Genomic DNA, 8,214 nt, shown 5'->3' with positions numbered 1-8,214 from the left:
GCTTGTGTCCGCACGCATTGTTGATCTTGAATGCGTGCGGACACAAGCGGAGGCTTGCGCCAGTCAAACCCATGATGGTGGTATTTGCCAAGTGGCATGAAAAAGGGCTGACTTTTCGCAAAGTCAGCCCTTCCTGTTTAGTGCCTGTTTTCTGCAAAACAGGCACTAAATGTCCTTACTTCAAGTGCTCGTCAAAGTACTGGGTCACTTTTTTATACAGGTGCGCCCGGTCTTTCCCAATCACGTTGTGCGGGTGGCCAGGGTAGACAAAATAGTCCAGCAGAACGCCTTCGTCTACCGCTTTTTTCAGGAACGCCAGACTGTGCTGCCACACCACCACGTCATCTACGGTGCCATGAATCATGAGCAGTTTGCCCTGCAGGTTTTTCACGTGGTTGAGGAGGTTGGCCTTTTCGTAGCCTTCGGGGTTCTCCTGCGGGGTGTCCATGTACCGCTCGGTGTACATGATCTCATAGTAGCGCCAATCTATCACGGGGCCCCCGGCAATACCCACTTTAAAGACGCCCAGCTGCTTGAGCATGAGTGAAGTAGTCATAAAGCCCCCATAGCTCCAGCCGTGTACGCCTATGCGGTTGGCATCAACGTACGGAAGCCCTTTTAAATATTTCACGCCTTTCATCTGGTCGGCAACTTCGGCGGTGCCGGCCTGGCGGAAGATGGCTTGCTCAAAGGCGCGGCCTCTATCGGCGGAGCCGCGGTTGTCCAGGGAGAAGACAATGTAGCCTTTCTGGGCCATCATCTGCATCCAGAGATTGGAGCCGCCCAGCCAGCTGCTGTTGATCATCTGCAGGTGCGGACCACCGTACACGTACACTACCACCGGGTACTTTTTCTTCTCGTCAAAGTTGGGCGGGGTAATCATGCGGCAGTACAGGTCAGTGCCGTCTTCGGCTTTGATGGGGAAGATGGTAGTTTCGCCCAACTGGTACTCCTGCAGCGGGTTCTTGGCCACCAGCAGGGTCTTGGCTACCTTGGCTACATCGGTGTCCAGAATCCGGATGGTGCGGGGCGTAACGGGGCTGCTGTAGTTGTCTATGAAAAATTGGCCGGTGGGGCTGAGGTTCACGTTATGCACGCCGCTGCCTTGGGTCATTCGGCCGGTGCGGCCGGTGGCCAGTTCTACGGCGTAGAAGTGGCGCTCCAGCGGGCTTTCTGCGGTAGAGGTAAAATAGGCTTCGCGCCCGTTGGGGTTGAAGCCTACCAGCTCTTTCACCACCCATTCGCCTTTGGTGAGCTGCCTGACCAGTTGGCCGTTGGTGTTGTAGAGGTAGAGGTGGTCATAGCCGTCGCGCTCACTGATCCAGACAAACTGATCTGGTTTACCGGGTACAAAATACAGCCCGTGCTCCGGCTCCACCCACTTGTCATTCTGCTCCTCAAACAGTGTTTTCACAAAAGCGCCGGTGGTGGCGTCATACTGGTTCAGCCATAGATGATTCTGTGCCCGGTTCACCACCGCCACATAAAGATGCTTCTCGTTTGGGCTCCAGGTCACATTGGTCAGGTACTGCTCAGCAGGCTCCCCGGTTTTCAGGAAAATGGTTTTGCCCGAAGCCACATGGTACACCCCCACCGTGACATGGTGGCTCTTGCCGCCCGCCATAGGGTATTTGATGCTGTTCAGTTTAGCCGGAAGCGGATCAATGTCTACCAGCGGGTAATCTGTGACCATGGTCTGGTCCATGCGGTAAAAGGCCAGGCTGTTGCCGCTGGGGCTCCAGAAGGTGCCTTTGGTAATGCCAAATTCAGAGCGGTGGGCGGCCTGCCCGTTGACTATCTCAGTGTTCTGCTCTTGCGTCACCTGCTTGTCCTCACTGCCCGCCTGGGAGAGAAACAGGTTGTTGCCCTTGGTATAGGCTACCCGCTGCTTGTTAGGGGAGAAGTCTACGTTTTCAGCGCTAGCACCTAGTTTATAAAATGGCTGCGCCGATTTGTTCTGCACGTGGTAGCGGTACACCTGCCCTTTCTGGGTGATCAGGAGTTCCTGTGCATTGAGCCACTGCAGGCCATTGAGGTTGTTGGCTTTGGCGCCGCCGGCTTTTTCCAGCGCAGCGCTCAGTTGGTCAGTGGTGACAACGGCCGTGGCCTCCGCCCGAACACCGCCGCGCAGCAACTGGTCCCCTTTGCTGCTCACGTAGCTGTAGTCATTGGTGCCGGGCACCCAGGTGAGCTGGCGCAGGTTGGCAGGGGAGAGGCCGGGGTTCAGGAAAGCGTCTTCAACGGTCAGCTGTTTTTGCTGGGCCAGAACAGGAACCGCTAAGGCGGAAGAAAGCCAGAGAAAGACCAGTAATGTAAAACGATGGTGTAGCATTTGGTTTGGTTGTGTAGTACATGTGAAAGGGCAGCTGCCGTGCGGGAAAGCTGCTGTCTGCTGCTGCCGTTTCCCTCAAAAATAACTCCAAACTAACGCTTTTTCAGGAACAACTGACATATTTCTACTGTTTTACTTTTGCTGATACCTCTGCGGGAGGCGCTTCTAAAACTCGTTGAAATTGCTTAATTTTGTGGTATGGACATCTTAACTGAAATACTGGAGCAGGAAGACGTAATGTTATTGGAAGACACCACCGAGATGCGCGAGCTGGTGGTGTACAATGATGACGTGAATACGTTTGAACACGTGATTAACACGCTGGTACAGGTATGCCGCCATACGCAGGAGCAGGCGGAGCAATGCACCATGTTGATCCATTACAAAGGGAAATGTACCGTGAAACTGGGCGCGTTCCCTGAGCTGCAGAGCATGTGCACCGCCATTCATGACAGGGGTATCTCAGCAGATATCGTATAACCCTGACCCAACTGGATGAATTTTCCTTCAAAACTGATTGAGAATGCGGTAGAAGAGCTGGCAAAGCTGCCGGGGGTGGGCAAGAAAACCGCCCTGCGCCTGGCCCTGCACCTGCTCAAAGCCGAAACCGAAGATACCAAGCAGCTCTCAGAGGCCCTGGTGCGCATGCGCACAGGCGTGAGGTACTGTAAAACCTGCCATAACATCTCAGACTCTGAGGTCTGCGGCATCTGTGCCAACCCGTTGCGCGACCGTACCCTTCTGTGCGTGGTGAGTGACATGCGGGACGTGATTGCCATTGAGAACACTGCCCAATACAAAGGCGTGTACCACGTGCTGGGCGGCGTGATCTCTCCGCTGGAAGGCATTGGCCCCTCAGACCTGCACATTCAGTCACTGGTGGAGCGGTTGCCCGGTTCTGAGGTGAAAGAGATCATCTTAGCGCTTAGCCCTACCATGGAAGGCGACACCACGGCCTTCTACCTTACCCGCAAGCTCAGGGATATGCCCCTGCGTATCTCCAGCATCGCCCGGGGCGTGCCGGTGGGCGGGGAGCTGGAATACACAGATGAGATCACCCTGGGCCGAAGCATACAGGACAGAACCGCCTACGCCCAAGGCTAATGGTTTGCGTTTTTGGCCTGTTTTTCTGAAAACAGGCCAAAAACGGCAGAAAAGCAGGAACTTTGGTTCCTGCTTTTCTATTTTTATTCCTCTTTGTTGAAGAAAGGCCATAAATGTGTCCTAAATTTGTTTTTGCCTTAAAGTATCTTCCATAAAGCGAGAATCCGCTTAAGAACCGCCCATCTGCTTGAAAGACCTTTCTGTCATCATTGTCAACTACAACGTGAGCTATTTCCTGGAGCAGTGTCTGCTGTCAGTGAGAAAAGCCGTGCAAGGGCTGGAGGTGGAGGTTTTTGTGGTGGACAACAATTCAGTAGACGGATCTGTGGAGATGGTGCAGCGGCGGTTCCCTGAGGTACTCCTGCTGGCCAACAAGGAGAACCTGGGGTTCTCCAAGGCCAACAACCAGGCCATGCGGCAGGCCCAGGGCAAGTACGTGCTGCTCCTGAACCCAGACACCGTGGTGGAGGAAGACACGTTTCGCAAATGTTTCCAGTTCATGGAAGAGCGGCCCGGCGCCGGGCCCTGGGTGTAAAGATGATGGACGGGACAGGCCAGTTCCTGCCTGAGTCAAAACGCGGCCTGCCCACGCCGTGGGTGGCGTTCTGTAAAGTTTTCGGCCTGGCCGCCCTGTTTCCCAAATCTTCGCTGTTCAACCGGTACCATCTGGGGCATCTGCCGCAGGATGAGGTGAGCCAGATTGATATCCTGGCCGGGGCGTTCATGTTTATGCGCGCTGAGGCGCTGCAGAAGGTGGGGCTGCTGGATGAGACGTTCTTCATGTACGGCGAAGACATAGACCTTTCCTACCGGATCAAAGAAGGTGGCTATGGCGTGTATTATTTCCCGGAGACGCGCATCATTCACTACAAAGGCGAAAGCACCCGCAAAACAAGTGTGAACTACGTGTTCATGTTCTACCGGGCCATGATGATCTTTGCCGAGAAGCACTTTAGCGGGCGGCAGGGCAGGCTTTACACGTTTTTGATCAGGCTGGCTATCTACCTGCGGGCGCTGCTGGCCATTGTGAGCAGGGGCCTGGCCTGGCTTCTGCCCGTTCTCCTGGACGGCCTCTGCCTGGTGGTAGGCGCCTGGTTGGGTGCCAGGCTGGTGCCTGCTCCGCTTCCGTTAGAAGTATCACCTACCTGGTTGGTCTATTTTGGGCTATGGCTGGGGGCGGCGTTTTTCAGTGGCGCGTATGATTCCCCGCCAAGTCTGTACCGGCTGGTGCGGGGCATGCTGTGGGGCAGTATATTGCTCATGGCTTTTTCCAGCGTGGTGAGCCTCATAGGGGAGACAAACAAGAAGCACCTGCTGGCGGCCGTGCTTATTGGCTTGGCAGGCATGACGCTCTGGCGCCTGCTGTGGCATTACAAACAGTACGGGCACTGGCGTTTTGGAGAGGCCAAAGCCAAACGCATTGCGGTAATTGGGAGCGCCAAGGAGGTAAAAAGGGCTGCGCAGCTGCTACGGCAGGCGGGGGCCCAGGAGCCGGTGACACAGCTGGCCCCGCAGCATTCTGCGGCAGACCTCAGGCAGATCAAGGAGGTGATTGATATCTACAAAATCAATGAGCTGATTTTCTGCGGAAAAGATCTGGCCGTGTCACAGATCATTGAGTGGATGGTGCAGATCCATAACAGTGCCGTTGAGTTCAAGATACTGCCGGAGAACAGCGCCTACATTATTGGGAGCTCGTCTAAAAACACCCGCGGTGATTATTATGCGCTGCACATTGAGGTAAACCTGCTCAACCCGTACCACCGGCGCAACAAAGCCATTTTGAACACCTTGATGGGAGGCCTGCTGCTGGTGCTGTCACCGTTGCTCATCTGGCGCCTGAAAAGCCCTAAACAGTTTTACAAGAATGCGTTCGCCAGCCTGGTGGGCTTGTACCAGTGGGTGGGGCTCAAGGCTACTGCCACGTCTGAGACCAAACCCGCCGTGTTTTCTCCCGTTGACAGAATTACGGCAGAGAGAATCAGCTCCTCGGCGGCCCGTCAGGTGGAGGTGGTGTACGCCAAGGAATATACCGCTTTTTCAGATCTGGCCATTGTGCTCAAGAATCTGCGCCAGTTAGACAAACGGCCTGCCACGCAATAACCCTTCCCGCCAGTGCCGGGGAAAAGTTTGCCACATTCTTCTGTTTTTGGCTTACTTTTGGAAAAACAGGCGTAAAACAGAAACCGCCCTGCCTTATAGCTGATTCAGGTTGATTTGTAGAAGTTTTCAGGCTTTTGGGCTTAAAATTTTCAGTGATTCAATAGAAAGCCTGATGAATTAATTAATTTTCAGTAAAATTAATGTTAAAAGAATAAAAGCTCCTAATTTTGAGCCACATCTTACTACTTGCAAAGGCATGATTACTACCCAAAAACCTACCTTATCTGACCGTATTACCTCTTTGGCTGAGTCACAGACCATTGCCATGGCCAAAAAAGCCCGCGAACTGGCGGCCAGCGGCGTAGATGTGATAAACCTAAGCTTTGGGGAGCCTGATTTCCAGACCCCGCAATACATCAAAGACGCCGCCAAGAAAGCCATTGATGACGGCTACACCTTTTATACCCCCGTGCCCGGCTATCCGGAGCTGCGCAAGGCCATAGTAGAGAAGCTGAAGCGTGACAACGGCCTGGAGTATGGCATTGAGAACATAGTGGTTTCTACCGGGGCCAAGCAGTCTATCGCCAACGCGGTGATGTGCCTGGTAAATCCTGGCGATGAGGTGATCATCTTCTCCCCTTACTGGGTGAGCTATGAAGAAGTAGTGAAACTGGCCGAAGGCATTCCCGTGCAGGTGCGCGGCCCCCTGGAGAACGACTTTAAGGTGACGCCAGAGCAATTTGAAGCCGCCATTACGCCCAATACCAAACTGGTGATGTACTCTTCGCCCTGTAACCCAACCGGCTCTGTCTTCACCAAAGAGGAGTTGGAGGCGTTTGCCCGTATTCTGGAGAAGCACCCGCAGATTCATGTGATTGCAGATGAAATCTATGAGTACATCAACTTCACCGGGGAGCACTACAGCCTGGCCCGGTTTGAGGCCATCAAAGACCGCGTGGTCACCGTGAACGGCTTCTCCAAAGGCTATGCCATGACCGGCTGGCGCGTAGGGTACATTGCCGCCAGCAAAGAGATTGCCAGCGCCTGTGACAAAATGCAGAGCCAGATCACCAGCGGCACCTGCTCCATTGCCCAGAAAGCCGCCCAGGGCGCTTTAGAGGGAGGAAAAGGCTCGGCCGAAGAAATGAGTGCCTCTTACCTGCGCCGCCGTGACCTGGTGCTGAGCCTGATGAACGAAATCCCGGGCATCAAGACCTATGTGCCGCAGGGGGCGTTCTACATTTTCCCGGATGTGAGCGCCTTCTTCGGTAAATCTGTGGAGGGACGGGTGATTGAGAATGCCAATGATCTGGCCATGTACCTGCTCAATGATGCGCACGTGTCATTGGTAGAAGGCGGCGCGTTTGGGGCGCCAGAGTGTATCAGGTTCTCCTTTGCCGCCTCAGATGCCAAACTGACCGAAGCCCTGGGCCGAATCAAAGCCAGCCTGGCGAAACTTTCATAACAAGAGGCGAAAGTTTCTTACTTTTGCCTGTCAATTTCTGATAAGACATTGGGCTTCGCTTCTTCACAGAAGTATGGCCTGATGTCTTATTTCTACTTTAAAGCCCTTACTGAATGTCTATTCAGCAGACTGTTGCCACCTTGTTTGAGCGCTTCCGCCGGTTGCATGTGCTGGTGGTGGGTGACGTGATGATTGATGCCTATCTCTGGGGAAAGTCTTCCCGCTTGTCGCCGGAGGCGCCGGTGCCCATTGTAAACCGGCTGAAAGTGGAGCAGCGGTTAGGCGGGGCCGCCAACGTGGCGCTGAACGTGCAAAGCCTGGGCGCCACGCCTATGCTCTGCTCAGTGGTGGGCGATGATCTGGAAGGGGCGGCCCTGGTAAGATTGCTCTTAGAGCAGGGCCAGACCGAAGAAGGCATTGTGCTCAGCCCGGAGCGGCCTACTACGGTGAAGCAACGCATCATCTCAGGGGGCCAGCAGCTCCTGCGCATTGACTCTGAGGTGGAAACTGATTTGACCGAGTTTGAGCGGCGGGCACTGGTGCAGCGCTTTTCGCAGCTGCTGGAGAAGGCAGATGTGGTCATCTTTGAAGATTATGACAAAGGCGTGTTAAGTACCCCCGTCATTCAGGAATTGCTTCAGCTGACCAAGAAAAAAGGCGTACCCACCGTGGTAGACCCAAAGAAAAAGAATTTCCTGTCTTACGTGGGCAGCACCCTTTTCAAACCCAATCTCAAAGAACTGAAGGAGGGGCTGAAGGTAGACTTTGCAGAGGCCAACCTGGAGGCATTTGAAGAGGCGGTGCAACAGCTGCAGGCGCAGATGCAGGTAGAGAACGTGTTGGTGACGCTCTCTGAGCGCGGGGTTTACTGCCAGTCTAAGAACGGGGAGAAAACCTACCTGGATGCCCACATCAGAGCCATCTCAGACGTGTCTGGCGCGGGAGACACCGTGGTGAGCATTGCCGCCTTGAGCCTGGCGCTGGGCTTACCGTTACCAGCCCTGGCCGAACTGGCGAACCTGGGGGGCGGTCTGGTCTGTGAACACGTGGGCGTGGTGCCGGTAGACAGAAACCAACTGCTGGAGGAGGCCCAAAAATCTCAGGTGCTACAGCGCGAATTGGCTGGGTTAGTGTTTTAGTGCCCCTTGTGCAAAGAAGTAGAGAATTAAACCAAAAGCCGTTTTTGGCCTGTTTTTCAGAAAACAGGCCA

Annotated in this window: 7 protein-coding genes; 6 read left to right on the top strand and 1 reads right to left on the bottom strand. The window is 54.4% G+C overall.

Features of this window, described 5'->3' with window-relative positions; genetic code table 11:
* Positions 1-175 precede the first annotated feature (175 nt).
* Positions 176-2,332, bottom strand: coding sequence for a S9 family peptidase (locus tag A8O25_RS21565; RefSeq protein ID WP_066839620.1), 2,157 nt, complete (start codon positions 2,330-2,332; stop codon positions 176-178).
* A 198-nt stretch (positions 2,333-2,530) separates the two neighbouring features.
* On the opposite strand from A8O25_RS21565, the gene A8O25_RS21560 reads away from it, so the two are divergent.
* From A8O25_RS21560 to A8O25_RS21540, 6 genes are all read left to right on the top strand, one after another.
* The gene (locus A8O25_RS21560; RefSeq protein ID WP_066839618.1) at positions 2,531-2,812 is read left to right on the top strand and encodes an ATP-dependent Clp protease adaptor ClpS; all 282 of its coding nucleotides are present in this window, start codon (positions 2,531-2,533) and stop codon (positions 2,810-2,812) included.
* 15 nt (positions 2,813-2,827) lie between these two features.
* A complete protein-coding gene (recR, locus tag A8O25_RS21555; RefSeq protein WP_066839617.1) occupies positions 2,828-3,436 on the top strand; it encodes a recombination mediator RecR in 609 nt (202 codons plus the stop codon).
* A 187-nt stretch (positions 3,437-3,623) separates the two neighbouring features.
* Positions 3,624-3,971 carry a glycosyltransferase family 2 protein gene (locus A8O25_RS24165; RefSeq protein WP_206598733.1) on the top strand — a complete coding sequence of 116 codons (348 nt, stop codon included), beginning with the start codon at positions 3,624-3,626 and terminating at the stop codon, positions 3,969-3,971.
* Positions 3,972-3,973: 2 nt separating this feature from the next.
* Complete coding sequence (locus A8O25_RS21550) at positions 3,974-5,539, top strand: glycosyltransferase family 2 protein (protein ID WP_206598732.1); 1,566 nt, start codon at positions 3,974-3,976, stop codon at positions 5,537-5,539.
* Positions 5,540-5,795: 256 nt separating this feature from the next.
* On the top strand, positions 5,796-7,004 hold the full coding sequence (locus A8O25_RS21545; protein ID WP_066839616.1) for a pyridoxal phosphate-dependent aminotransferase: 1,209 nt from the start codon (positions 5,796-5,798) through the stop codon (positions 7,002-7,004).
* 113 nt (positions 7,005-7,117) lie between these two features.
* Positions 7,118-8,143, top strand: a complete 1,026-nt coding sequence (locus A8O25_RS21540; RefSeq protein ID WP_066839615.1) for a bifunctional heptose 7-phosphate kinase/heptose 1-phosphate adenyltransferase — start codon at positions 7,118-7,120, stop codon at positions 8,141-8,143.
* Positions 8,144-8,214 lie beyond the last annotated feature (71 nt).

The organism is Rufibacter ruber (assembly GCF_001647275.1).
Classification (GTDB): Bacteria; Bacteroidota; Bacteroidia; order Cytophagales; family Hymenobacteraceae; genus Nibribacter; species Nibribacter ruber_C.
Note: the sequence above shows the minus strand (reverse complement) of the source record. Positions and strands in the feature narration are given on the sequence as shown.